The sequence below is a fragment of the Pseudoxanthomonas koreensis genome (assembly GCF_041890415.1).
GTDB lineage: Bacteria > Pseudomonadota > Gammaproteobacteria > Xanthomonadales > Xanthomonadaceae > Pseudoxanthomonas > Pseudoxanthomonas koreensis_A.
This window is the reverse complement of the sequence record NZ_CP169056.1, coordinates 1,662,645-1,687,403: the sequence shown is the minus strand read 5'-3', so window position 1 is coordinate 1,687,403 and position 24,759 is coordinate 1,662,645. Positions and strand designations below refer to the sequence as shown.

At 69.5% G+C, this 24,759-nt stretch carries 22 protein-coding genes and 2 tRNA genes; 9 read left to right on the top strand and 15 right to left on the bottom strand.

Going from position 1 to position 24,759, the window contains the following annotated elements; all coding sequences use genetic code 11:
* Positions 1–15: 15 nt before the first annotated feature.
* Positions 16–837, bottom strand: coding sequence for an enoyl-CoA hydratase-related protein (locus ACEJ41_RS07675; RefSeq protein ID WP_374011706.1), 822 nt, complete (start codon positions 835–837; stop codon positions 16–18).
* Positions 838–985: 148 nt separating this feature from the next.
* Between ACEJ41_RS07675 and ACEJ41_RS07670 the strand changes: the two genes are divergently transcribed.
* The 3 genes from ACEJ41_RS07670 to ACEJ41_RS07660 are packed head-to-tail and all read left to right on the top strand — an operon-like array spanning position 986 to position 3,408.
* Positions 986–1,297, top strand: a complete 312-nt coding sequence (locus ACEJ41_RS07670; protein WP_374011705.1) for a ferrous iron transport protein A — start codon at positions 986–988, stop codon at positions 1,295–1,297.
* Positions 1,294–3,153: a ferrous iron transporter B gene (locus ACEJ41_RS07665; RefSeq protein WP_374011704.1), complete on the top strand. Its 1,860-nt coding sequence runs from the start codon at positions 1,294–1,296 to the stop codon at positions 3,151–3,153. The genes ACEJ41_RS07670 and ACEJ41_RS07665 overlap by 4 nt, the downstream gene beginning before the upstream one ends.
* 21 nt (positions 3,154–3,174) lie before the next feature.
* The gene (locus ACEJ41_RS07660) at positions 3,175–3,408 is read left to right on the top strand and encodes a DUF6587 family protein (protein ID WP_374011703.1); all 234 of its coding nucleotides are present in this window, start codon (positions 3,175–3,177) and stop codon (positions 3,406–3,408) included.
* A 12-nt stretch (positions 3,409–3,420) separates the two neighbouring features.
* Here the strand turns inward: ACEJ41_RS07660 and ACEJ41_RS07655 are convergent, their stop codons facing one another.
* The 9 genes from ACEJ41_RS07655 to ACEJ41_RS07615 form a co-directional block, all read right to left on the bottom strand.
* Complete coding sequence (locus ACEJ41_RS07655) at positions 3,421–4,920, bottom strand: J domain-containing protein (protein WP_374011702.1); 1,500 nt, start codon at positions 4,918–4,920, stop codon at positions 3,421–3,423.
* The gene (locus tag ACEJ41_RS07650) at positions 4,917–6,608 is read right to left on the bottom strand and encodes an Hsp70 family protein (RefSeq protein WP_374011701.1); all 1,692 of its coding nucleotides are present in this window, start codon (positions 6,606–6,608) and stop codon (positions 4,917–4,919) included. The genes ACEJ41_RS07655 and ACEJ41_RS07650 overlap by 4 nt, the downstream gene beginning before the upstream one ends.
* Before the next feature lie 100 nt (positions 6,609–6,708).
* Complete coding sequence (locus ACEJ41_RS07645) at positions 6,709–8,262, bottom strand: hypothetical protein (protein WP_374011700.1); 1,554 nt, start codon at positions 8,260–8,262, stop codon at positions 6,709–6,711.
* A 53-nt stretch (positions 8,263–8,315) separates the two neighbouring features.
* Positions 8,316–9,632 carry a glycosyl hydrolase family 8 gene (locus tag ACEJ41_RS07640; RefSeq protein WP_374011699.1) on the bottom strand — a complete coding sequence of 439 codons (1,317 nt, stop codon included), beginning with the start codon at positions 9,630–9,632 and terminating at the stop codon, positions 8,316–8,318.
* Positions 9,633–9,693: 61 nt separating this feature from the next.
* Positions 9,694–10,446 (bottom strand): SDR family oxidoreductase, encoded by a 753-nt coding sequence (locus ACEJ41_RS07635; RefSeq protein WP_374011698.1) that lies wholly within the window; start codon positions 10,444–10,446, stop codon positions 9,694–9,696.
* 18 nt (positions 10,447–10,464) lie between these two features.
* Complete coding sequence (locus tag ACEJ41_RS07630) at positions 10,465–12,072, bottom strand: carboxyl transferase domain-containing protein (RefSeq protein ID WP_374011697.1); 1,608 nt, start codon at positions 12,070–12,072, stop codon at positions 10,465–10,467.
* A 191-nt stretch (positions 12,073–12,263) separates the two neighbouring features.
* Positions 12,264–12,677: a hypothetical protein gene (locus ACEJ41_RS07625; RefSeq protein WP_374011696.1), complete on the bottom strand. Its 414-nt coding sequence runs from the start codon at positions 12,675–12,677 to the stop codon at positions 12,264–12,266.
* Positions 12,678–12,872: 195 nt separating this feature from the next.
* Positions 12,873–12,946, bottom strand: a tRNA-Cys gene (locus tag ACEJ41_RS07620).
* A gap of 275 nt (positions 12,947–13,221) precedes the next feature.
* Positions 13,222–14,232: a LacI family DNA-binding transcriptional regulator gene (locus tag ACEJ41_RS07615; RefSeq protein ID WP_374011695.1), complete on the bottom strand. Its 1,011-nt coding sequence runs from the start codon at positions 14,230–14,232 to the stop codon at positions 13,222–13,224.
* 524 nt (positions 14,233–14,756) lie between these two features.
* Between ACEJ41_RS07615 and ACEJ41_RS07610 the strand changes: the two genes are divergently transcribed.
* From ACEJ41_RS07610 to ACEJ41_RS07590, 5 genes are all read left to right on the top strand, one after another.
* Positions 14,757–16,394: an FMN-binding glutamate synthase family protein gene (locus ACEJ41_RS07610; RefSeq protein WP_374011694.1), complete on the top strand. Its 1,638-nt coding sequence runs from the start codon at positions 14,757–14,759 to the stop codon at positions 16,392–16,394.
* Positions 16,395–16,488: 94 nt separating this feature from the next.
* Positions 16,489–16,563, top strand: a tRNA-Val gene (locus tag ACEJ41_RS07605).
* A 149-nt stretch (positions 16,564–16,712) separates the two neighbouring features.
* Positions 16,713–18,539 carry an ATP-binding protein gene (locus ACEJ41_RS07600; RefSeq protein ID WP_374011693.1) on the top strand — a complete coding sequence of 609 codons (1,827 nt, stop codon included), beginning with the start codon at positions 16,713–16,715 and terminating at the stop codon, positions 18,537–18,539.
* Positions 18,536–18,979 carry a response regulator gene (locus ACEJ41_RS07595; RefSeq protein WP_374011692.1) on the top strand — a complete coding sequence of 148 codons (444 nt, stop codon included), beginning with the start codon at positions 18,536–18,538 and terminating at the stop codon, positions 18,977–18,979. The genes ACEJ41_RS07600 and ACEJ41_RS07595 overlap by 4 nt, the downstream gene beginning before the upstream one ends.
* Positions 18,980–18,982: 3 nt before the next feature.
* Positions 18,983–20,485 carry an ATP-binding protein gene (locus ACEJ41_RS07590; RefSeq protein ID WP_374011691.1) on the top strand — a complete coding sequence of 501 codons (1,503 nt, stop codon included), beginning with the start codon at positions 18,983–18,985 and terminating at the stop codon, positions 20,483–20,485.
* Between the two features lie 21 nt (positions 20,486–20,506).
* Here ACEJ41_RS07590 and ACEJ41_RS07585 read toward each other — a convergent pair whose 3' ends face one another.
* Positions 20,507–21,295, bottom strand: coding sequence for a TatD family hydrolase (locus ACEJ41_RS07585; RefSeq protein WP_374011690.1), 789 nt, complete (start codon positions 21,293–21,295; stop codon positions 20,507–20,509).
* A 6-nt stretch (positions 21,296–21,301) separates the two neighbouring features.
* Positions 21,302–21,535 (bottom strand): DUF6116 family protein, encoded by a 234-nt coding sequence (locus ACEJ41_RS07580; RefSeq protein ID WP_374011689.1) that lies wholly within the window; start codon positions 21,533–21,535, stop codon positions 21,302–21,304.
* A gap of 160 nt (positions 21,536–21,695) precedes the next feature.
* Between ACEJ41_RS07580 and ACEJ41_RS07575 the strand changes: the two genes are divergently transcribed.
* On the top strand, positions 21,696–22,520 hold the full coding sequence (locus ACEJ41_RS07575; protein WP_374011688.1) for a glycine zipper 2TM domain-containing protein: 825 nt from the start codon (positions 21,696–21,698) through the stop codon (positions 22,518–22,520).
* Positions 22,521–22,663: 143 nt separating this feature from the next.
* On the opposite strand, the gene mtnC is transcribed toward ACEJ41_RS07575, so the two are convergent.
* The 3 genes from mtnC to ACEJ41_RS07560 all read right to left on the bottom strand — a co-directional run bounded on the left by mtnC (position 22,664) and on the right by ACEJ41_RS07560 (position 24,753).
* On the bottom strand, positions 22,664–23,374 hold the full coding sequence (mtnC, locus tag ACEJ41_RS07570; protein ID WP_374011687.1) for an acireductone synthase: 711 nt from the start codon (positions 23,372–23,374) through the stop codon (positions 22,664–22,666).
* Positions 23,375–23,429: 55 nt separating this feature from the next.
* On the bottom strand, positions 23,430–23,984 hold the full coding sequence (locus tag ACEJ41_RS07565; protein ID WP_374011686.1) for an acireductone dioxygenase: 555 nt from the start codon (positions 23,982–23,984) through the stop codon (positions 23,430–23,432).
* A 121-nt stretch (positions 23,985–24,105) separates the two neighbouring features.
* The gene (locus tag ACEJ41_RS07560) at positions 24,106–24,753 is read right to left on the bottom strand and encodes a methylthioribulose 1-phosphate dehydratase (RefSeq protein WP_374011685.1); all 648 of its coding nucleotides are present in this window, start codon (positions 24,751–24,753) and stop codon (positions 24,106–24,108) included.
* Positions 24,754–24,759: the final 6 nt, after the last annotated feature.

Sequence of the window (24,759 nt, the reverse complement as noted above, 5' to 3'; positions counted from 1 at the left end):
CATCCGCCGCCGCCGTCATGCCTGGCCGCCGGGTCCGGTGCCGCCGTCGATGTCCGGATCGGCCCATGCCGGCGTGCGCTTTTCCAGGAAGGCGCCCAGCCCTTCCTGGCCCTCGGCCGATACCCGCAGCCGCGCGATCAGCGCGGCGTTGCTGCGGTCCCGGGCATCGGCATCGAGGTCATCGCCGGCGGCGCGGATCAGCGCCTTGGCAGCGGCGGTCGCCGCGGGCGCGGCGCGGCCGAGCAGGGCCAGTTGCGCGTCCACCGCCGCGTCCAGCGCGTCGGCCGGCACCACCCGGTGCAGCAGGCCCAGTTGCAGCGCGGTATCGGCGTCGAACGACTCGCCGGTGGTGAACCAGCGCCGCGCCTGGCGTGCGCCGATGGCATCCACCACGTAGGGCGAGATCACCGCCGGCAGCAGCCCCAGGCGGACCTCGGTGAGGCCGAACCGCGCCTGTGGCGTGCCGATGGCGATGTCGCAGCAGGCCACCAGGCCCACGCCGCCGCCGAAGGCCGGGCCGTGGACCTTGGCGATGGTCGGCTTGGGCAAGGTATCCAGGGTGCGCATCAGCCGGGCCAGTTGCAGCGCGTCCTCGCGGTTGGCCGTCTCGCTGGCCTGCGCCATGTCGCGCATCCACTGCAGGTCGGCGCCGGCCGAGAACGACGGGCCCAGGCCGCACAGCACCACCGCGCGCAGGCCCGTGTCCGTGGCCGCGGCGTCAAGGGCGCCGGTCAGCGCGGCGATCAATGCCGGATCGAACGCGTTGTGCACCTGCGGGCGGTTCATCCGCAGGTGCAGGACGGCGCCTGCGCGTTCGATCAGCAGCGGTTCCGGCATGGGGCACCCGGGCAAGGGGTAGGTGCGTCGATCATAGCCGCGGCCCAGCCTGCGACCATGACGCAACGCGGCGTTGCACCTGGCCGGAGCCGGGCCGGGCGGTGGGCGCGATGCTACAATTGAGAACAATTCTTGATAATAGATCGCCGTGACGCTGACCGACTCTCCGCCGCGCACCCCCGTGCTGGTCCTGTCCGTGGAGGACGCCCACCCCGGCGACCCCATCGCCCGACGCCTGCGTGAACTGGGCTTCGTTGCCGGCGAGGAAGTGAGGATCGTGGCCCGCGGGCCGTTCGGTGCCGAGCCGCTGCTGGTGCAGGTGGGCTACACCCGTTTCGCGCTGCGCCGGGCGGAGGCTGCGCGGGTCCTGGTCACCCCGGTGCAGCCGGCGGCGCAGCCATCGGTCCCGGTGCAGGATCACGCGCCGGCACCGGTGGAGGAGCGGGAGGTATCGGCATGAACGCACGCGCCGAACCGCTGCGCCTGGCCCTGCTGGGCAATCCCAATTGCGGCAAGACCGCGCTGTTCAACCAGCTCACCGGCAGCCGCCAGAAGGTGGCCAACTACGCCGGGGTGACGGTGGAGCGCAAGGAAGGCCGCCTGCGCGGTCCATCCGGGCGCCAGTACGCGGTGCTCGATCTCCCCGGTGCCTACAGCCTCAGCCCGGCCAGCCTGGACGAGGCGATCACCCGCGACCTGTGCCGCGGCTTCTATCCGGGCGAAGCCGCACCGGACCTGCTGGTGTGCGTGGTGGATGCCACCAACCTGCGCCTGCACCTGCGCTTCTTGCTGGAAGTGCTGCAGATGGGCAAGCCGGTGATCGTGGCCCTGAACATGAGCGACGCGGCGCGCCGGCGCGGCATCCAGATCGACCGCGCTGCACTTGAACGCGAGCTGGGCGTGTCGGTGGTGGAGACGGTGGCGGTGCGCCACCACGGCGCCCGTGCACTGGTCGAGCGCATCGACGAACTGGCCGCGCAGCCGCGCCTGCCGCAGGTCACGCTGGCCGAGGGCGCCGACCTCCACGCCGAGACCCGGCGCCTGCTGGATGCCGCGGTGCGCATGCCGGCGCGCACCGCGCACATCGATGACCTGCTGGACCGCTGGCTGCTGCATCCGCTGTTCGGGTTGCTGACCCTGGCGCTGGTGATGTTCCTGATCTTCCAGGCGGTCTATGCCTGGGCCACTCCGGTGATGGACCTGATCGAAGCCGGCACCGGTGCGCTGGGCGAGTGGGTGGGCGGCAGCCTGTCCGAGGGCCCGCTGGCCAGCCTGCTGGTGGATGGCATCATCGCCGGCCTGGGCGGGGTCATCGTGTTCCTGCCGCAGATCCTGATCCTGTTCGCCTTCATCCTGGCGCTGGAGGAATCGGGCTACCTGCCGCGCGCGGCGTTCCTGCTGGACCGGATGATGGCCGGCGCCGGCCTGTCCGGCCGCTCGTTCATCCCGCTGCTGTCCAGCTTCGCCTGCGCCATCCCGGGGATCATGGCCACCCGCAGCATCCAGGACCCGCGCGACCGTCTGGCCACCATCCTGGTGGCGCCGCTGATGACCTGCTCGGCGCGGCTGCCGGTGTACGCGCTGCTGATCGGTGCATTCATCCCCGCACGCGAGGTCGCGCTGGGCTTCAACCTGCAGGGGCTGGTGCTGTTCGGCCTGTACATGGCCGGCATCCTCAGCGCGCTGGCGGTGTCGTGGGTGATGAAGAAGTGGCGCCGCGACAAGGGCGAGCATCCGCTGATGCTGGAACTGCCGTCCTACCGCGTGCCGCACCCGCGCGACCTGCTGATCGGCCTGGGCGAGCGCGGCATGATCTTCCTCAAGCGCGTGGGCGGGATCATCTTCGCGCTGACGGTGCTGCTGTGGGTGCTGCTGTCGTTTCCGGCCGCGCCGCCGGATGCGACGATGCCGGCGATCGACTACAGCCTGGCCGGGCGCATCGGCCACTCCATGACGGCCCTGTTCGCGCCGCTGGGTTTCAACTGGCAGATCTGCATCGCGCTGATCCCGGGCCTGGCCGCGCGCGAAGTGGCCGTGTCCTCGCTGGCCACCGTGTACGCGCTGTCGGCCGTCGACGACGAGGCCGCCACCCAGGCGCTCACCCCGCTGATCTCGGACGGTTGGTCGCTGGCCACCGGCCTGTCGCTGCTGGTGTGGTTCATCTACGCGCCGCAGTGCATCGCCACCTGGGCGGCAATCAAGCGCGAGACCGGCTCGTGGAAGACCATGGCCATCGCCGCCGGTTACCTGTTCGTGCTGGCCTACCTGGCCTCGCTGCTGACCTACCAGGTCGCGGTGCGCCTGGGCGCGGACTAGGGCGCGATGGAGGCGGCGGCCATGCACTTGCCCCTGTGGTTGCAGTATCTGCTGGTGGGCCTGGTTGTGGCGCTGGCGCTGTGGGTATTCGTCCGCAAGCAGTTCCCGGGTAGCCTGCGCCGGTTACGCATGGCCGTGGCCACGCCGCTGGTGCGCGACGGCCGCCCGGCCTGGATGCGTGCGCTGGCGCGACGCATCGCACCGCCGGGTAGCGGTGGTGGTTCGTCGTGCGGCGGATGCAACGGCTGCAACTAGCGGACGCTGTGATCAGCGCTGCCGGGAGACCAGGATGGCGATGGAGCCAATCATCAAAGCGCCGAGGAACACCTTGTAGGAACCGGCCACGGCCCCGAAGCCGCACAACAGCGCCACATACGAGGCAGCCTGGGTCAAGCGGTTGCCGCTTGCTGCCACCAGCGGGATACGCTGCGTCCGGGCATACAGGGCATCGAACAGCAGCAGGCCGAGTGGGCCCATCGCTGGACCGAACACGTAGGGCGACAGGATGTATCCATCCAAGTGCAGCCCGGAGTGGATCATGAACCCACCCAGGACGAAGCGCACCGCGGTGAACTTCAGCCGCCAGACCAGCAACGCCGCGGTGATGGAAATGGCCGCCACCAAGGGAGCGGCCACGTTTCCCGTCAGACCGGAGCCATGAAGCTGGCTGGCCCGAGCCATGCTGGGGCCCAGAAGCAGGCTGACCAGAGCCAGGCTCGCCGGGAGCTGGGACAGGAACCAGCGATTGGATTCCTGGCCGCGTCGTATCAGGTATTGCAACCAGCCGTATCCGTGCCAGGCCAAAAGTGCGCCCGTGGTGACGGCGGGGACCAGCAGGTATAGCTGCCATGAAGTATCGCCGAGGCTGAGCAGGGCCAGGGGCGCTCCCCAGGCAAGGCCCATCGTCAGCGCTGCCAGCGCGACGGTCGCCCAGCGCCAGACACCCCAGTAGTCCGGGCGTGCCAGCGAGGTGAAGAGTCGCATCTGTGCAGCATCCAGCTCGGCGGGCCAATAGCCCAGTCCATGCTGCAGGCGCATGCCGAGCCTAGTGGCGCGTTCTGGGATGCATGGTACGCAGGCCAGTAGCAAGCTCCGTGGTCCCAGCTTGCGCTTGAATTGCTGGATCAGCAGGGGATTGTGCTCGCCAAAAGCGGTGGTGTTCCCGCGTCGAATCGCGTTTCTTGCCTCGATCTTCTGCTGGAAATGCATCCCTTGCCGGATGTCGAAGAACGCGAACAGGGCATCCAGGCAGTGGTTAGGCAGTGTGATCGTGTCGTCGGTTTCCAGCCGCGATACCAGCAGTCTGGCCACCGCCCGTTGGTGGGCCAGCGAATACAGCGGCTCATAGGTCCGCAACCAGGATGTGGGGGCCTGCAGGGACGGGAGTGTCCGCAGGATCGTGTCGAGCGTGTCTGCCGGGTCCTCATGGATCAGAGGTGGTGCCGCCGGCACCTGTGTCGGCGCACCGGCGGCAAGCGGTGCGGGTTGCACCTGCGATTGCGACGGAACGTCCCGCGGGCCGACGCTCGCCGGCCCGACTTCTGCCTCGGATTCCGCATTCAAGGGGTCGAGGACTTCCGGCGATCCCGCCAGATCGGCACGTAGCCGGCAGAAATGCAGTGCCGCCTGGTATGCCTCGTTCAATCGCTGGAAGCTGGCGGGATCGTCATCCGGGCGGGTGGCACGCAGCTGTTTGGCATAGGCGCGTTTGACCTGGGCCTCGTCGGCGTCCCCGTCCAGGCCGAGCAGAGCGAACGGACTGATCATGCCTGCGCTTCGATCCGGTCGAGCATCTCGGTGAAACCGGTCCGGTGCTCTCGGATCAGGGACGGTTCCTGGCTTTCCAGTACCTGGCGGAAGCGCAGCAGCGCCTGCTGCAGATCCTGGCGGGCCCACAGTACCTCGGCGTAAAGCCGCTCGGCGCGGGCCAGCAGGGCCACGTTCTCCTGCTGGTCGCGCGGGTGCACCTTCAGTGCGGCGAGGGCGGCCAGCCGTTCGCGCACCTGCGCCGGATCGAGCACGCCCGGGTTCTGTTCCAGCACCAGTTCCTGGAGAAGGCCGTTGGTCACCACCAGCGCCTCGACCTGCAGCAGGCCGTTGATGTCGTAGGTAAAGCGGATATCGACCGGGTTCTCGTCCGACTTCAGCCGCGGCACCTTGACCGTGATGCGGCCGAGGTGGACGTTGTGCTCTACCCGCGGACTCTCGCCCTGGTAGATGTGGAAGGTCACGTCCTGCTGGTAGTCGCGCAGCGGCTGGTAGCGGCGCACGCGGCTGACCGGGACGGTGGAATTGCGCTCGATGATCGGGGAAAAGACCCCGTGCACGATCGTGCCGTCCTCCAGTTGCTCGCCGGTGCCCACGCCCAGCGTGTGCGGGCACACGTCGGTGAGGATGATCTCCTCCAGTGTCTGGTCGCGCGCCTTCATCCCCGAGGCCACCACCGCGCCCAGGGCCACGGTCTCGTCCGGGTTGATATGCCGCAGTGGCAGCCGGCCGAACATGCGCGAGACCAGCCGCGCGGCCAGCGGCATGCGCGAGGCGCCACCGACCAGCACGATCTCGTCCAGTTGCTCGGGCATGAGCCGCGCGTCGCGCATCGCCCGCTCCAGCGGTGCGCGCAAGCGCTGCACCAAGGGCTCGCAGGCCCGGGCGAAGCGGGCCTCGTCGATGGCCCATTCGTGCTCGTGACCGCCGAGCTGCAGCCGCATGCGGGCCTCGCCCCCGGCCTGGGACAACTCGCGCTTGAGAAGTTCCAGGCGCCGTCGCAGTTGGGCCGACTCGGTCGGCGCCAGGTCGCGTGCGGTGATGCTGAGCTCGTGCAGGCAACAGTTGACCAGCACCTCCAGGAAATCATCGCCACCCAGGTAGTTGTCGCCAGCGCTGGCATGGACCTCCATCACGCCCTCGAACATCTCCAGGATGGACACGTCGAAGGTCCCGCCGCCCAGGTCGAACACCAGGAAGCGGCCACCACGCTCGCGCTGCTGCAGGCCGTAGGCCAGCGCCGCGGCGGTGGGCTCGTTGACCAGGCGTTCGACCCGGATGCCGGCCAGCTCGCCGGCGATCCGGGTGGCCTTGCGCTGGGCGTCGCCGAAATAGGCCGGCACGCTGATCACTGCCTCCTCGACCTTGCTGCCGAAGTGGTTCTCGGCATCGGCCAGCAGTGAGCGCAGGACCAGCGCCGACAGCTCCTCGGGGCGGAACGCATGGTTGCCTAGCCGGGTCACCCGGTCGGTGCCCATCCAGCGCTTGAAGCCGGCCACACCCGTCTCGGGCCGTGCCACCAGGCGGTCGGCGGCGGCGCGGCCGACCAGGATGGTGCCGTCATCGTCCACGGCCACTACGCTGGGAGTGAGCAGCTCGCCCAGGGCGTTGGCCGCCAGTACCGGACCTTCCTTGGCATAGAGGCCCACCAGCGAATGGGTGGTGCCCAGATCGATTCCCGCGATCATCCAGCGCTCCGGCCGGTTGTGTCCCCAACGCGATTCTAGCCGCGTGCATCCTTTGCAGGGGCAACCATGCCTGCAGCCGTCGCGGCGCCTGGCGAGCGGTTCACAGAGCCCTCAGGCCAGGCAGGGCAAGCCGGGCCAAACCCGCCATGACGGCGATGGCGACGATGGGGGCGTGGGCGTCGAGGTCGACGACGGCAAAGCTGAACACCAGCGCCGCGCAGGCAACCACCAAGGCTGCCGGGGAAGGAAGGCTGGCTGCCGCGGCTACCGGGATGCACCTTGCCCGGGCGCTGAGGATGTCCAAGGCCAGCAGTGCGATCGGCGCAGCGGCTGCGCCGGCCACCAATGACGACAGGAGTGGGCCGCCCGCGTAATGGGAGTGGAGCATGTATGCGCTGGCCCCGAAGCAGGATGCGATGAAGGCCCGGCGCCAGACCAGGAGGCATCCGACCACTGCCAGCGCGATCGACACCGGGTTGCCGGCACCGGCGACGGGCTCGAGCAGAAGTGCCGCCGCCGCCAGTTCCGCCGGCAGTTGCGCCAGCCAGCTGCGGCCCTGGGACTGGCCGATCCTGACGAGGTGCTGCAGCCATGCGAAAACATGCCAGGCAAGGAAGAGGCTGGCAGGTATGAACAGGGACGTCGCGGCAGGCAGCAGGTACCCGTATCTATGGTGGCCGGTGGCCAAGGAGGACAGCGCGAACACTGCCAGTCCCGCCACTCCCACCTGCACGGCAAGCGTGGCCCACCGCCACCGTCCCCAGTAGTCCGGCCGCGCCAGCCTGCAAAGCAGGCTCATCTGCCCGGCGTCCAGAGCGGTGGGCCAATGGCCGAGCGCGTGTTGCAGCCTCATTCCCAGTCGCTGCGCACGCCCGGGCAGCCCTGGGATGCTGGCCAGCAGCACGCTGCGCGGGCCGGGGCGGCGCTTCAATTGCCGGATCAGGCTGGGGTGGGGTTCGCCATAGGCTGAGGTGCACTCATGCTTGATCGCCCACCTGGCCTGCACGATGCGCTGCAGGCGGTCGACGTCCCGTATGTCGAAGAAGCTGCACAGCACATCCAGGCAAGGTGCCGGAATGCTCAGCTCATGATCCCCTTCAAAACGCGATGCCAGCAGCGTGGCGACCTCCTGTTTATGGCTGATCAGATATAGAGGCTCGTGCATTTCCAGCCATTCGCCCAGTATCTGCGCCTGGATCGGGAACAGGTGCTCCAGATCGATGCCGTAGCAGTCGGCCTGTTCCAGAATGAGTTCGAGGGTCGTTGCAGGGCTTTCCGGTTCCGGGGGCGGTGGCGGGAGGGAACAGATGGCAGCGGGAGGCGTCGGCACCGGAGTGCTTCCTCCTGCGCCGGGGGTGTCGTGACCGGGCTGCGCAGGCGCGTGGCCGGCAGGTGCGGGCGTACGGCTGGGCCGGCCCCCGTCTGCTGCCTGCACGGACCGGACTTCCGCCCCGTGCAACCGGCAGCGCTGCAGCGCGATCCGGTAGACCTCGTTCAGGCGCTGGAAGCCGACCGGGTCGTCGTCCGGGCGCGTGTGCCGCAATCGCGCCGCGTAGGCGCGCCGGACCTCGGCTTCGGTGGCCTCCGGGCCAAGGCCAAGCCATTCAAACGGGTCGTCCATGTGGATGCTGCCGCGATCTATGCCTTCGTCCATCCAGCGATCCTGCCGGTTCCCGGTGGATGTCCGCCGCTCCTATCGGTGCGGGTTCACTGTGGGGGCAACCACACCTTGTACTGCCCGCTGCAGTGGAGCAGGGCCATCATGTACAGCATGCCGTCGTAATAGCGGTGGTGGCCTTCCGGCACCGGCTGCTCCCACAACGCGCGCACGAACTCCAGGCGTCGCGGATGATCGGCGGCCAGCGAGGCGACCGCGTTCATCGACACCAGGCCGGTGGTCTGGCCGCCACCCAGCGGCTTGCCATCCAGGGTGTACAGGCTGACGTAGTCATCCAGGCCCTGGTCCTGGAAGAACGCCTGGATGCGGTTGCTCAACTCCACCTGGCGCGGGTCGGCGCGCCACCACGACCAGTCCATCGACCAGTTCATCGCGGTGCGCCAGGCGTCGTAGCGGAAGTCGGCCGATTCCGGGCGCCACGGCGCCGCCCACGCAGTGCCGTCGAAGTTGCCGTAGTCCGGCGTCAGCCCGGTGTGCGGGTGCGTGGCACGCACGAAGTAGTCGCGGCTGACCTGTGCGGCCTCCCGCCAGAACGCGCGGTCGGCCTGCGGCCCCACCCGCGCCCACACCTCGTAGAAGGCGGGCAGGTGGTAGGAGGCGTCGGTGTGCGCGGCGTTGGGCAGGTCCGGGGTGAAGCGGATCATCTTCGCGTCGCGGTCGAACAGGTTCACCGCGGTGGCGTCGGCCGCGCTCACCGTTGCACCGGTGATCTGCTCGCGGTGCAGGATGTCGGTGAGGATGCGGTCGGCATGTGCCTTGTACGCGTAGATGCCCTCGCCATCGCCCCAGCGCGCGGAGGCGAAGTACAGCGCGGTGATGAAGTACTCCTCGCCGTCCGGAGCCGGCATCTGGTCGATGGCGGTGCCGTCGGTCTTCACCGACCACGCGAAGTAGCCGTGCGCCGGATGCGTTGGATCCTGGTGGTACATGTGGGTCATGGCCCAGTTCCAGATGGCGTCGAACTCCGCCTTCCGGTCCAGTTGCACCGCGATCATCATCCCGTAGGACATGCCTTCGGAGCGCACGTCGTTGCTGTTGACGTCGTGGATGTAGGCCATCGGGCCGTACTGGTTGCTGCCCGAGACGTAATAGACCGTCTGGTCGTCGGGATCACCGTGGAACAGCTGCTGGAACGCACCCTCGACCTTGGCCTGCACGTCCGCAGGCGCGAGGCCAGCCTCGGCGAACAGGTCCGGATAGACCCCGCTGGCCACGGCGCCGATGGCCTCGGCGGCCGCTTCGGTGGTTGCCGCCGCATCGGCCGGCGGCGTCGTGGCGCTGCAGCCACACACGACGGCCAGGGCGACCAGGATGCCGGGGAGGAAACGCAAACGACCGTGCGACATGGATTTCCTGCAACGTTTGACCTGAGCCGGGGGACGTTAGCAGAAGCGGCGCCGGTTTTGGCTAGCGCCCGCCTGCCACGTCCAGCAGGCTGCCGGTGGTGAACGAGGCTTCATCCGAAAGCAGCCACAGGATGGCGCGCGCCACTTCCTCGGCATGGCCGCCGCGGCGCATGGGGACCGTGGCCTTGACCCGGTCCACCCGGCCCGGTTCGCCGCCGCTGGCATGCATGCCGGTGTGGATGAAGCCCGGGCGCACGCCGTTGACCCGGATGCCTTCCTGGGCCACCTCGGAGGCCAGCCCGATCGTGAGCGTGTCCAGCGCGCCCTTGGAGGCGGCGTAGTCCACGTACTCGCCCGGCGAGCCGGTCCGCGCCGCAACGGACGAGACATTGACGATGGCTCCGCCGGCCCCGCCATGGCGCGTGGACATGCGGCGCACCGCCTGCTGGCAACACAGCAGCGGGCCGAGCAGGTTGGTGGCGAAGACCCGCTGCACCCGCGCCGGGTCCATGTCCTCCAGGCGCATCTGGGTCTCGAGCACGCCGGCATTGTTGACCAGTGCATCAAGGCGGCCGAAACGCTGGTCGACCGCGCCGAACAGCGCGGCCACCTCCGCCGGGCTGGAGACATCGGCCTGTACCGCCACGACCATGCCCCCGGCGGTCGCGATGTCGGCCGCCACGGCCTGCACGGCGGCTGCATCGGACCGGTAGTTGAGCACGACCGCATAGCCGCGCGCGGCCGCCAGCCTGGCCGTGGCCGCCCCGATACCGCGGCTGGCGCCGGTGACCAGCAGCACGCGTCCCGTATCCATCTGCATCTCCTTGCCCGGCTACATCCGGAACACGCCGAAGCGTGCCGGCTCGAGCGGTGCATTGAGCGAGGCCGACAAGGCCAGTCCAAGCACCCGCCGGGTGTCGGCCGGGTCGATGATGCCGTCGTCCCACAGCCGCGCGGTGGCGTACCACGGACTGCCCTGGTGTTCGTACTGTTCGCGCACCGGGGCCTTGAACGCATCTTCCTCGTCCGTGTTCCACTGCCCGCCGGCCGCCTCGATGGCATCGCGCCGCACCGTCGCCAGCACGCTGGCGGCCTGCTCGCCGCCCATCACGCTGATCCGTGCGTTCGGCCACATCCACAGGAAGCGGGCCCCGTAGGCACGCCCGCACATGGCGTAGTTGCCGGCGCCGAAGCTGCCGCCGATCACCACGGTGAACTTGGGCACCGACGAGCAGGCCACGGCGGTGACCATCTTCGCCCCGTCCTTGGCGATGCCCGCGTTCTCGTACCGGCGGCCGACCATGAAGCCGGTGATGTTCTGCAGGAACAGCAGCGGGATTCCGCGCTGGTTGCACAGCTGGATGAAGTGCGCGCCCTTGAGCGCACTCTCCGAGAACAGGATGCCGTTGTTGGCGACGATGCCCACCGGGTAGCCGTGCAGGTGGGCGAAGCCGGTGACCAGGGTCTTGCCGTAGCGCGCCTTGAACTCGTCGAACTCGCTGCCGTCGACCAGGCGCGCGATCACCTCGCGCACGTCGTACGGCCGGCGCGTGTCGGGCGGGATGATTCCGTACAGGTCCTGCGCCGGGTACAGCGGCTCGGCCGGCGCGCGCGTGGCCACCGCCACGGACTTGCTGCGGTTGAGGTGGCCGACGATGCCGCGCGCGATCCGCAACGCATGCGCGTCATCCTCTGCGTAGTGGTCGGCCACGCCGGATACGGCGGTATGCACGTCGGCGCCGCCCAGCGCCTGCGCATCCACCACCTCGCCGGTGGCCGCCTTCACCAGCGGCGGGCCGCCCAGGAAGATGGTGCCGTGCTCGCGCACGATGATGCTCTCGTCGCACATCGCCGGCACGTAGGCGCCGCCGGCGGTGCAGCTGCCCATGACCACCGCGACCTGCGGGATGTTGTCCGCGCTCATCCGTGCCTGGTTGTAGAAGATCCGGCCGAAGTGGTCGCGGTCCGGGAACACCTCGTCCTGCAGCGGCAGGAACGCGCCACCGGAGTCGACCAGGTAGATGCAGGGCAGGTGGTTTTCGCGCGCGATTTCCTGTGCACGCAGGTGTTTTTTCACCGTCATCGGGAAGTAGGTGCCGCCCTTGACCGTGGCGTCGTTGGCCACCACGACCACCTGCTGGCCGCACACCGATCCGATCCCGCACACCAGGCCTGCCGCCGGTGCGGCGCCGTCGTACATGTCCTCGGCCGCCAGCGGCGCGATTTCCAGGAACGGCGAACCGGGGTCGAGCAGGGCATCGATGCGCTCGCGCGGCAGCAGCTTGCCGCGGGCGACGTGACGGTCGCGGGCCTTGTCGCCACCGCCATCGGCAGCGCGGCGCAGGCGCCGCTGCAACTCCGCGGCCAGTGCACGGTGATGCTCGGCGTGGGCCGCGAATTCGGTCGAACGGGTATCGATCTGGCTGCGTAGGGCAGGCATGGTGCTCCCGGCGTGCGTCGGCCGGTCGAGCATACGGCAGATGCGCGCCGGTGCACGCCGGGCGGTGCATCAGGGTCGCGCCATCGCACCTCGAAAAGATGCGCCGTCACGGTGCACGGCGCATCGGGGCGGGGACCTGTGCCTGCGAAGGCCGGCGCCTGCGATCAGCGCCTGCGATCAGCGCGCGCCGGTCAGTCGTTGCGGGCGTTGCGCTCGGCCCTTTCGGCCATCTCGCGCGCCTGTTCGGCGGTGGTTTCGGCCGCATCGGCGGTGGCATCGGCCGCCCGCGCGGCGGCATCGCGGCTGGCGTCGCCTGCGCGCTCGGCCGCATCACGGCTGGCCTCGGCGGCGCGGTCCAGGGCGCGTTCGCCCTCGGCGGCGGCAACCTGGGCCTGCGCCTGGGCAGCGTCACCGGCCTCGCGCGCCGCATCCACGGCCGAGGCGGCGGCGCGTTCGGTGGCCGCTGCCGTGTGGTCGGCGGCAGCCGCCGCATGCTCGGCAGCCGCCGCGGCTTCCTGTTTGGCCTGTTCGCCGGCAGGGCGGTTGCAGGCGGTCAGCAGCGGCAGGACCAGCGCGGTGGCAAGCACAAGAGGGAAGCGGTTCATGGCAATGCTCCGGATCGTGACGGGAAGGCGCCCATGCAGGCGTGCGCCAAGCATCCACGGCGGGTGTTCAGCGTGCCGTGAAGCCGGCCGTGCGGCCGTCGCCGGGGGACATGAAGCACCGCGCCTGGGCCACGCAGCACCCGTGCGCACGGGAACGCCTGAGGGCGGCCATGCGTCGTGCAGGCGTGTCGGGGATGGAGGCCTGGGTCGGAATTGAACCGGCGTACGCGGATTTGCAGTCCGCTGCATAACCACTCTGCCACCAGGCCGGTGACCCGCCGGGGCGCAAGGCGCCTGGTCCGGCAAAACAAAGCCCCGCTGCCGGGGCTGTGTGACTGCGGTGCCATGCCCGGGTCTGGCCGGTGGCACCAGGGCCACGCCGTCTCCAGGACGGTGCGACACCTGCAGTGGCGGGCATTATGGCCCACTGACGCTGGCGCTGACAATATCCGTTTTGTTGCGCATTCAATGATTTGCCACGTTGCCCAGGCAGCGGGCGGCCGCGGAGCGCGTTGCCCGCGGGTTGATCCAGTGCACGGAGATTTCAGCGGGCGGGTGCCGGTCCGGTCGAGTGGCGGATCTGCAACTGGTAGGCCACACGCACCATGTGTGCGGGCTCGTGGCCGCCCAGGGCGTTGAGCAGTTGCTGGGCGGCGATGCGCCCCATCTCGCGGCTGGGTTGGCGCACCGTGCTCAAGCTGGGCCACACCTGGCGCGACATCGGGGTGTCGTCGAAGCCGAACACGGACAGTTGCCCGGGGACGTCCAGGTCGCGTGCGGCCGCTTCATACAGCACGCCGCAGGCGGTGTCGTCGTTGGCACCGAAGATCGCGGTGGGCGGGTCGTCCATGTCCAGCAGCCGGCGTGCGCCGGTGATGCCGGACTCGAACGAGAATTCGCCTTCGACCACCAGGTCCGGATCGGCCACGATCCCGGCCCGGCGCAATCCATCCAGGTAGCCGGCCAGGCGCCAGACGCGCGCGGCATGGCTGCGGTGGCCGGTGATGTGGCCGATGCGCCGGTGGCCCAGCGAGGCCACGTGGGCGGTGATGTCGGCCGCTGCCGCCCGCTCGTCCAGGGTGGCGCCGATGCCCGCGTTGTCGCGCTTGGCCGAAATGGTGGCATGGCGCACGGACAACTCGCGCAGGCGTCGCAGCAGCGGCCCGTCGTCGGTCAGCGGCGGGGTCAGCACCAGGCCGTCGGGGCGGTACTGGGCGATCAGCGCCTCGATCGACTCGACGTGGCCGCGGTGGCTGAAGTCGATTGGTCGCAGGGTCAGCCCGTAATGGGCGGTTTCGCAGGCCGAGAGCACGCCCTCGATCACTTCCATGACGTAGTTCGGGGACGGGTTGTCGTACAGCAGCGAGACCAGGTACGAGCGGCGGCCGGCCAGGCTGCGGGCCGAGGAATTGGGCCGGTACTTGAGCTGGCGCGCGGCTTCCTCGACCTTGTCGCGGGTTTCCTCGCGCACGTTGGGCTCGCGGTTGAACACGCGCGAGACGGTCTTGATCGACACCCCCGCCGCCGCGGCGACGTCCTCGATTCTGGCGCGCATGGCTGGATTCTCCCTGCCGGCCGTATGCCCCCGGGCCGCCGGCATTCTAGCAACGCGGCGTGTGCGACCGCAGGCGCACTGGTGGCACAATGGCCCGGCACCGCCCGAGTGGTGAAACCGGTAGACACAAGGGACTTGAACAATTTGAGCCTCCGGGGGGAAACGCCCGGAGTGAACCCCGTCAAAGTCGGCGAACGCCCTGGATGCTGCGGCATCCGCGCCAACGCCGAGCCAAGCCCGGCCCACGGCCCGGGAAGGTGTAGAGAGCAGACGGCGGGCACCTTCGGCTGCAAGGCCATGGTGAAGGCGTGCTCCAGACCACGAACGCCCAGGCGGCACCGGGCGGCGGCGAAAGCCGAAGTGGCAAGAAAATCCCTCGCCGCAAGGCATGCCGGTTCGAGTCCGGCCTCGGGCACCAACCCAGCGCGTTTCCCGCACTCCGGCATGGCCTGCCGGCAGCGCGGCCGGAAGCCGGTGCCCCGACCCCGGCTAGACTGCCCGGCATACCTGGTCCGGGAGGATCCATGAGCCGTTACCTCGCCTACGTTGCCAGCTGGCTGGTGCTGGCCTGTTCGCTGCTGCTGGCCGGCCGCTGGCCGCAGTGGGGCTGGCTCGCTGCGGTGGCCGGCGCGCTGGTGGTCGTGGGAACGTGGGACATGTTGCAGCGGCGCAGCACCTTGCGGCGCAACTATCCGATCCTGGCGCATTTCCGTTACGGGCTGGAATCGGTGGGCCCGGAAGTACGCCAGTACTTCATCGAAAGCGACACCGCCGAGGCCCCGTTCTCGCGCCAGCAGCGCTCGCTGGTGTACCGCCGCGCCAAGGGCGTGATGGATGTGGTCCCGTTCGGCACGCTGCAGGACATCTACGCGGTGGACTACGAATGGATCAACCATTCGCTTGCGCCAACCGAGGTGGACAGCCATGACTTCAGGGTGGTGGTCGGCGCCGGTACCGCCCAGCCCTATGCGGCCAGCGTGTTCAACATCTCGGCGATGAGTTTCGGTTCGCTGTCGGCCAACGCCGTGCGTGCGCTCAACGAAGGCGCGCGTCGCGGCGGCTTCTACCACGACACTGGCGAGGGTTCGATTTCCGCGTACCACATGGAACATGGCGGCGACCTGGTCTGGGAAATCGGCTCGGGCTACTTCGGCTGTCGCGATGCCGACGGGCGCTTCGACGAGGCGCGCTTCGCCGCCCAGGCCACCCGCCCGCAGGTGAAGATGATCGAGATCAAGCTGTCCCAGGGCGCCAAGCCCGGGCACGGCGGGGTGCTGCCGGCCGCCAAGGTCAGTGCCGAGATCGCGGCCACCCGCGGCGTGGCGATGGGCCTGGATTGCGTCTCGCCGGCGCGGCACTCGGTGTTCGACACCCCGCTTGGCCTGCTGCGTTTCGTGGCCAGGCTGCGTGCGCTGTCGGGCGGCAAGCCGGTGGGCTTCAAGCTGGCCATCGGCCATCCCTGGGAATGGTTCGGCATCGCCAAGGCGATGAGCGAGGCGGCCGGGCAGGCACCGGAACTGCTGCCGGATTTCATCGTCGTCGATGGCGCCGAGGGCGGCACCGGCGCGGCCCCAGCCGAGTTCATGGACCACATCGGGCTGCCGATGCACGAGGCGCTGCTGCTGGTGCACAACACCCTGGTCGGGCTGGACCTGCGCGACCGGGTGCGGGTGGCGGCGGCCGGCAAGATCACCAGCGCCTTCGACATCGCCCGCACGCTGGCCATGGGCGCGGACTGGTGCAACGCCGGGCGCGGCTTCATGTTCGCGCTGGGTTGCATCCAGGCGCTCAGTTGCCACACCGACCGCTGCCCCACCGGCATCGCCACCCAGGATCCGCGCCGCTGGAAGCACCTGGACCCGGCCGACAAGGCCACCCGGGTGCACCAGTTCCACGACAACACCCTGCGCGCGCTGCGCGACCTGCTGTGCGCGGCCGGGCTGGAGCATCCGTCGGAACTGGGGCCCGAACACATCCTGCGTCGGGTGTCGCCGGTGGAGATCCGTTCGCTGGCCGCGCTGTACCGCTACCTGCGCCCGGGCGAACTGCTGCGTGGCATTCCCGACCATGCCGTGTTCCGCGATTTCTGGGCCGAGGCCCGCTCCGATGCGTTCAGCCCGCCGGCGCGGGTGGACGCCCTGCGCCGCAGCAAGTGCAGCTGAGGGCGGCCCCCCGGAGCATGCCGGACCCGCGCCGCCGTTGACCGCGTCCTCACGCCCCATTACCATTCGCAGCCCGCACCGGCAGGTGTGGCTCGGGCGGTTAGCTCAGCGGTAGAGCATTGCCTTCACACGGCAAGGGTCGCAGGTTCGATCCCTGCACCGCCCACCATGGATTCCACGCAAAGGCCGGTGCCAGCACCGGCCTTTGTCGTGTCCGGGCATCGCGTGCGCTGCACTTAACAGGGTGCCACTTTACCGGCATCATCCTGCACGGTTGGGCGCGGGCCTGCGTCCTCACCGCAACGAGGGTCCAGACGCATGCCTGAAAGCCTGCTCGAACGCTCCTTCCCGCGCTGGCGGTTGCCGATCCTGCTGTCGGTGCTGGTGCTGATCCTGCTGGTGCCGTTCCTGCTGGTGCGCCAGTGGACCGAGTACAGCCGTGGTGCGGATGCCTGGGTGGCCCACACCCTGCGCGTGGAGGCAGAAGCGCAGCGCCTGCAGGCGACGATCCGGGAGGGCGAGGCATTGGCCATCGCCCTGGGTGCCGGCAGCGGCGGGCCCTACCTGCGCGAGCGCCTGGACCTCACGCTCGGTGCGCTGGAGCCTTCCCTGGAGCGCCTGGTCGACCTCACCCGGGACAATCCCAACCAGCAGCGCCTGGTCGGCCGCATGCAGGTGGTCATTGCCCGCCGCATCGAGATCATGCGGGAACTGGAGGGGGGCGTCGCGCCGGCCGATTATGCGGCCCTGGTGGACGAGATGTACGGGCGCTACCAGGTGCGCGACCTGTTCCTCCAGTTCGCCCAGACCGAGCAGGCGCTGATGGCCGAACGCGCCGACTACGCCGAGGTGCAGCGTCTGCGCGTGCGCTGGGTCAGCCTGCTGGCGCTGGGCGGGCAGCTGGTCCTGGCCGGCATCATGGTGTGGCTGCTGCAACGCTCCGAGCGACGCCAGACCAGTTCCGAAATCGAATTGCGGCGCGCCAGTGCGCGCGCGCTGGCGGTGCTGCAGACGGTGCGCGAGCCCATCGTCCTGCTGGACGGGCAGTTGCGCGTGCTGATGCACAACACCGCGTTCTCCGAGCTGTATGCCGACGGTGAAGACGAGCGCCACGAGCGGCTCGAAGACGTGGGCGACGGTGCCTGGGCCGACCCGGTGATCCGCCAGCGCCTGTCCGACGTGCTGGTCCGCGACCGCGAGCTGTGGGACTTCGAGCATGCCCAGGTCACCATGGACGGGCAGACCCGGACCATGCTGGTCAACGCCCGGCGCATGCAGTTGCCCGACCGCGACGACGACGTGGTGCTGGTGACGGTCAGCGACATCAGTGCGCAGAAGGCGGCGCAGCAACGCATCGCCGACCTCAACCGCCAGCTGGAGGGCAAGGTCGAACAGGTCTCTGAGGTCAACCGGGAGCTTGAAGCGTTCAGTTATTCGGTCTCGCACGACCTGCGTGCGCCGCTGCGCCATGTGGCAGGATTCGCCGACAAGCTGTCGCGGCATCTGGGCGAGGGGGTCGACGAAAAGGCCAGGCACTACCTGGGAGTGATCGGCAACTCCGCGCGGCGGATGTCCAGCCTGATCGACGACCTGCTGGTGTATTCGCGCCTGGGCCGCAGCGCGCTGAAACTGCAGCCGGTGGACATGCAATCGCTGGCCGAGGAGACCCGCGCGGTGCTGGATGCCAACCTGGCGGCCGACGCGGCCGACCTGGACCAGCCGTCGCATCGGGTGGAGTGGCGCCTGGCGCCGCTGCCCGTGGTGATCGCCGACGAGAACATGATGCGCCAGCTCTGGCTCAACCTGCTTGGCAATGCGGTCAAGTACTCGGCCCAGCGCGAGCGGGCGGTCATCGAGGTCGAGTACGAACCGGCCGCCGACGGTGGCCACCATTTCCGCGTCCGCGACAACGGCGTGGGCTTCGACATGGAATACGCCGGCAGCCTGTTCGGCGTGTTCCAGCGGCTGCACAAGGCCAGCGAGTACCCGGGCACCGGCATCGGCCTGGCCAGCGTGCGCCGGGTCCTGAGCCGCCACGGCGGCCGCATCTGGGCCGAGGCCGAGCCCGACCGCGGTGCCACCTTCCATTTCGTCCTGCCATCGGGGCAGGATTCCGTCACCCCACAAGGAACCACCAACGCATGAGCGCCATCCGCACGATCCTGCTGGTCGAGGACAGCCCGGCCGATGCCGAAATGGCCATCGACGCGCTGCGCGAGGCCAACCTGGCCAATCCCATCGTCCATGTCGAGGACGGCGTGGAAGCCATCGAGTACCTGGAGCGCAAGGGCCGCTTCGCCGGCCGTGGCGACGAGGATCCGGCGGTCATGCTGCTGGACATCAAGATGCCGCGCATGGACGGGCTGGAAGTGCTGCGCCGGATCCGTGCGCACGATCGCCTGCGGCGCCTGCCGGTGGTGATCCTTTCCTCCTCGCGCGAGGAGAGCGACCTGGCCCGGAGCTGGGACCTGGGCGTGAACGCCTACGTGGTCAAGCCGGTGGACGTGGACCAGTTCTTCGCCGCGGTGAAGACCCTGGGCAAGTTCTGGGCCGTGATCAACACCACGGCCGAGGGCGAGGGCTGACCCGTGCCGCTGTATGCCATCAGCCGCGACGCGCCGGTGCGGGTGTTGTTCGTGGAGGACTCGGCCGAGGACGCCGAACTGATCCAGATGCAGCTGGAAGACGCGCACCTGCGTGCCGAGTACCTGTGCGTGGACGATGCGGCCGGCCTGCGCGCGGCCCTGGATTCCTTCGTGCCGGACATCGTCCTGTCCGACCTGAGCATGCCCGGGTTCTCCGGGCATGATGCGCTGGCCATCGTGCGGGCCCACTCGCCGATGCTGCCCTTCATCTTCGTGTCCGGCACGATGGGCGAGGAGGTGGCGGTGGCGGCGCTGCGCGAGGGCGCCAACGACTACATCCTCAAGCACAGCAGCGCGCGCCTGCCGGTGGCGGTGGATCGCGCGCTGCGCGAGGCCCGGATCGAGGCCGAGCGCCAGCGGGTGGAGGCCGAGCTGATGCGCAGCCAGCGCCTGGAGAGCATGTCGCTGCTCGCCGCCGGGCTCAGCCACGACCTGCGCAACATCCTGCAGCCGCTGCTGATCGTGCCGGACCTGATCGCCCAGCGCAGCGATGACCCGCGCCTGCACCAGCTGGCCGCGGTGGTGGCCGAATGCGGCCGCCGCGGGCACGAGATGGCCGAGTCGATGTTGTCGTTCGTGCGCGGCTCGCGTCGCGCCAGCGAGCGCTTCCGCGCGGCCGACCTGTTCCATGCGGTGCAGTTGCTGCTCAAGGGCAGCATGCCGGCCGGAGTGCGCCTGGACGTGCGCCTGCCCGACCCGGAGCTGTCACTGGATGCCAATTACACCGAGCTGCAGCAGTGCCTGCTCAACCTGTCGCTCAATGCCATCCAGGCCATGCCCTCCGGTGGCCAGCTGGAACTGGCCGCCGAGGCCGCCGATGGCGGGGTGCGCCTGGAGGTGTCCGACACCGGCAAGGGCATGGACGAGCAGATCCTGCGCCAGCTGTTCACCCCGTTTTTCACCACCAAGGCCGATGGCACCGGGCTGGGGCTGGTGTCGTGCAAGCGGATCGTGGCGGGCATGGGCGGGCGCATGGAGGTGTCCAGCCAGCCCGGGCAGGGCACGCGCTTCGTGCTGTGGCTGCCGTTGCTGGCGGAGGAGGCCGACGAAGGCCTGCCGGCGGTGGTCGCCGGCCATGGCCAGCGGATCCTGCTGGTGTTCCATGAGGCCGCGCGCCAGTCGTTGATCGGCAATGCGCTGGCCAGCCAGGGTTACGTCCCGGACCGGGCCGGCGACGGCGCCGCCGCACTGCGGCGCTGGGCCGAGTCCGGTGCGCCGGACCTGGTGATCGTCGACAGCGGCATCGCCATGTTCCCGGCCGCCGCGCTGCTGTCGACCATGCACGAGTCCGGCTATGCCGGGCCGGCGATCGTGATCGAGGACCGGGAGACGCCGTTCGATCCGGCGCAGGTGCCCGCATCGATGCCGCTGCATCGCCTGCAGCAGCCGGTGGACATGCACCGGCTGTTCGAGGTGGTGGCGCAAGTGCTGGCCGTACCGGCCTGAGCCGCACGCGGCGTCAGCGCGTCACGGCGGCAGCGCGAACAGGCGTTCGGCATTGGCGGTGGTGGCCGCGGCGATCTCGGCCGGAGCCTGGTCGCGCAGGTCGGCGATAGCCTGCAGCACGGTGCGCAACCGCGCCGGCTCGTTGCGCTGGCCACGGATCTGCGCATCGGGCTGGTCCGGCGCGTCGGTTTCCAGCAACAGGTACTCCAGCGGCATGCCGGCCACCAGCCGGTGCAGGCGCTGGGCGCGCGCGTAGGTCACCGGGCCACCCAGGCCGATGAGGAAACCCAGCTTCCACAACTGGCCGGCCTGCTCCGGGCTGCCGGAAAAACTGTGCACCACCCCGCGCAGTGCCGAAGGCGCGCCCGACGCTGCGCCGATGCGCCTGATCGCGGCGATCACCGCATCCACCGCGCGGCGCGCATGCACGATCACCGGCAGGCCGGTGTCGCACGCAAGGCGCAACTGGGCGTCGAAGTACCCGGCCTGGGTTGCCTGGTCCAGGCCGGGGACGAAAAAATCCAGCCCGCATTCACCGATGGCCAGTGGCCGCTCGCGGTGCACCCAGGCGTGCAGTTCCTCAAGGTGCGCAGGCCGGTGCTCGGGCAGGAACAGCGGGTGCAGCCCATAGGCCGGATACAGCCCCTCCTCGTCCATGCATACCCGGCGCAGCCTGGGCCAGCTTGCCGCGGTTACCGCCGGCACCACCTGCCGGCGCACGCCGGCCGCGCGCGCCCGCTGCACCACCTGCGCGCGGTCCGGGTCGAACTCATCCGCGTCCAGGTGGCAGTGGCTGTCGACCAGGTCCATCGCGCGTCAGCGCGGTGGCGTGCCGTGCGGCCGTCCGGGCAGCGCCGGCGGCTGCTTGCGATGCTTCCAGTTGGCCAGCAGCAGGGTGCCCAGCCCAAGCACGATCTCGTCGATGAACGGGATCGGGTCGAACGGCCACAGCAGGCTCACGGCGAACGCCGCCGCAGTGAGCTTGAACAGGGTGGGGAAGCGCAGGCGGCGCGCCCACTCCATGAAGGGCAGGGTCAGCGGATTGGTCATGGCGGGCTCGGTTCCAGGGTGAGCATGGTGAAGAAGCTAGCACGCCGGGCCGGGTGTGGATGCGCGTTCACGCGCGCTTGTCTTCCGGCTGCGGTTCAGCTTGTCCGTGATGCAATGCCCGCATCCGATTCGCAGGAATCGCCTGCCAGGAGTCCGAGTCATGAAGCAAGCTTCCACCGTGCTGATCGCGGTCGGCGCCCTGCTGGTCGGCGGCATCGCCACCGCCGCATTCATGCACAACCGTGATCGCCAGCCAGATCCGCAGGCACCCCCGGTCGAGGCCTCGCTGGCCGATGCGCAGCGCGGCGACGATACGGCCGTGGACGACCTGCTGCAGACCGCCGGCCTGGAGTATGCGCAGGTGCTCAAGGTCGAGCCGCTGACCGAAAAGGAAAAGGTCTACGCCACCGTGATCGGTACCGAGCCGGTGCGCGAGACCACCCAGACCAGCGTGCCGCACGAGGTGTGCGAGGACGTGGTGGTGCAGGAGCGCCTGCCGGAGAAGGACGGCAACGTCGGCGGCACCGTGGCCGGCGCGGTGATCGGCGGGCTGATCGGCAACCAGGTTGGCGGCGGCAGCGGCAAGAAGGCGGCCACCGCGGCCGGTGCGATCGCCGGCGGCGTGATCGGCAACAAGGCCGACCAGCGCCATGTCGGCGGCAAGGTCGTGACCCGCACCGAGCGCCAGTGCCACACCGAACACGCCGTGTCCGAATCGACCCGGGTGACCGGCTACAACGTCACCTATCGCAACGCCGATGGCACCACCGGCACCATGCGCATGGCCTCCAAGCCCGGCACCCGGGTGGCGATGGGCAACGCCGACAAGGTCGTTGGCTACCAGGTGACCTACCGCTACAACGACCAGGACGGCACCCTGCGCCTGGACGACAAGCCCGAGAGCGACCGCCTGCCCGTGGTCGACGGCAAGATCGTCACCTCCACCGCGGTGGTGGAAGTCCCGCAGTCCACCACGCGCCAGTAGTCGGCGCACGCCATCGTGACCCGCAAAAGGCCGGCCCAGTGCCGGCCTTTTGCGTGGCAGCGTCCCCGGGTCTGATGTACCGGACAGTGTTGCTGCCCTGGTGCCACCTTTCACGGCAAGCACGAGGGGCCGCGCAACACACCTCAGCTGCGCGACGGCAGCGGCAGTTCGATGTCCAGGAAGCTGGCCACGCGGGTGTGGCCGTGGGCGGCGTCACCCTGGCGGGGTTGCGGGTAGTCCTCGCGGCGGTCCACCAGCACGGTGTGGAGGCCGGCGGCGCGGGCCGCGTCCAGTTCCTCGACCACGTCTGACAGGAACAGGATCGCGTTCGGGGCCTCGCCCATTGCCTGGGCGATGCGGGCATAGCTGTCGGCCTCGCGCTTGCCGCCCATTTCGGTGTCGTACCAGCCGGTGAACAGCGCGGTGAGGTCGCCGGCGTCGCTGTGGCCGAAGAACAGTTTCTGCGCCGGCACCGATCCGGACGAATACACGTGCAGCGGCAGGCCCAGGGCGTGCCAGCGGTGCAGGGTCTGGGCGGCGTCGGGATAGATCGGCGCGGTGAAGTCGGCGTTGCGGTAGCCGGCCTCCCACACCAGGCCCTGCAGGGCCTTGAGCGCGGTGTGCTTGCGATCCTGGTCGATCCAGCCCTGCAGCGTCTCCACGATCATCGCGTCCTGGCACAGGCCGCCGGCCTCCACTGCAACCGCGTCCAGCCAGCGGCGCACCTCCGGGTCGTGGGCGTGCGCGTCCACGAAGCGGGGCAGGGCGCGGCGCGCGTAGGGAAACAGCACGTCGCGCACGAACGAGATGCTGCTGGTGGTGCCTTCGATGTCGGTGAGGATGGCGCGGGTCATGGCAGGCCTGGCAATGCGCCCCTGCGTGAGGGAGGGGCAATCGATGGTGGTGCGCTCAGGCGGTTTCCGGGGTGTAGCGCGGGAATTTCTGCGCGATGTCGGTGCCGGTGAAATGCCCGACCCAGCCGTCCGGCTCGGTGAAGAAGCGGATCGCCACGAAGCTCGGGGACTGGCCCATGTCGAACCAGTGCCTGGTGCCGTCGGGCACGGCGATCAGGTCGTCCTTCACGCATTCAACTTCGTACACCTTGCCGTCCACGTGCAGGGTGAACAGCCCGGAGCCGGCGACGAAGAAGCGCACTTCGTCCTCCTTGTGGAAGTGCTCGTCGAGGAACTTCTCGCGCATCTGCGCGCGGTTCGGGTTGTCCGGGGCGATGCTCACCACGTCCACGGTCTTGAAGCCGCGCTCGGCCACCAGGCGGTCGATGTCGGCGCGGTAGGCCTGCATCACTTCCTCGGAGGTGGCGCCCGGTGCGATCGGGGCGCTGGCCTGCCAGCGTTCGAAGGTCACGCCGATCCGGGCCAGTTCGGCGGCGATGGCCTGTCCGTCACGGCTGTCGAACAGCGGCTGGCCGGGGTTGTCCACGTCGAAGATGCGCAGTCGGCTCATGAATGTGTCACCTCCAATGCAATGGCGCGTGCAAGCGGCGCCAGATGAAGCTGCAAGATTACCAGTTGCCGGCGCGCGTCCCGCGCATTGCCCGGCCCGGGTGCGTGCGGTGCGCCGCCGGTCAGGCGCCCGCGCCGAGCCGGCGCAGCTCCAGCTCGCAGCCCAGCAGGAACTCGAACGCCTCCAGGTGCCGGCGTGCCTGGGCCATGTCCCGGCCCCAGGCGTACAGGCCGTGGCCGTCGATCAGGTAGCCCCACAGCGGCTGGCGGTCCAGCAGCGCGTCCACCTGCGCCGACAGCACGCCCATGTCCTGGGTGTTGGCGAACACCGGCACGTCGATCGCCGTTTCGTGGGTGGTGTTGCCCTCGAATGCCTTCAGCAGCTCGTAGCCTTCCAGGCGCAGGTTGCCCTGCGGTGCATACAGCCGCGAAGCCACGGTCTGGGTGCGCGAATGGGTGTGCAGCACGCAACCCACCCCGGGGAAGCGCCGGTACAGCTGGGTGTGCAGCAGGGTCTCGGCCGAGGGCTTGAGCGGGCGGCCCACGGCGCGGCCATCCAGGTCCACCACCATGATGTCGTCTTCGACCAGGCGGCCCTTGTCGCGCCCGGAGACGGTAATGGCGGCATGGGCCTGGTCCAGGCGCAGGGAGAAGTTGCTGCTGGTGGCCGGGGTCCATCCGGCCTGGGCGAGTTCACGCACGTTGCTGATGAGCGCACTGGCACACGCTTGCAGCGCGGCCGGGTCGTAGGGCAGGGGCTGGTCGGTCATGCCGTG